The sequence below is a fragment of the Pseudomonas sp. 10B238 genome, from assembly GCF_000970615.1.
In the GTDB taxonomy this organism is placed as follows: Bacteria; Pseudomonadota; Gammaproteobacteria; order Pseudomonadales; family Pseudomonadaceae; genus Stutzerimonas.
In genome coordinates this window covers 1-409 of sequence record NZ_KQ033989.1, presented here as the reverse complement: position 1 = coordinate 409, position 409 = coordinate 1, and the positions used below count along the sequence as shown (strand labels likewise).

The window sequence follows — 409 nt, the reverse complement described above, 5'->3', positions numbered from 1 at the left end:
GGGGCAACATGCTTAACCGCATGGAGATGGTTAGGATTTTTTGCACAGCAGCAGAGGCAGGTAGCTTCCGCCAAGCGGCAACTCGATTAGGCATCTCCCCACAAGGGGTGACTCGAGCCATTCAAGCCCTGGAAACTGAGCTTGGCGAATCACTGTTCCACCGCAATACCCGCCAGGTGAGCATCACTGCTTTCGGTCAGGATTACGCCAAAGATGCCATGTCAGCTCTGGATCATTTCGATACGCTATTCCGGTCGCACAGGACGGAGCCTGAGCTGTCAGGTAGGGTGGGGATTACGGCTCCACATGCTATTGGCAGGCGCTTCCTAATACCGTTTCTTCAGCCCCTGGCCGCTGCACATCCTGACCTGCAATTCGATCTCCGCTTGGAAGATCAGATGACTGATGC

At 55.0% G+C, this 409-nt stretch carries 1 protein-coding gene; it reads left to right on the top strand.

The genetic code is table 11. The features are described from left to right. On the top strand, positions 1–409 hold a 409-nt coding region (locus tag RT21_RS22920), incomplete at both ends, for a LysR family transcriptional regulator (RefSeq protein ID WP_256203920.1).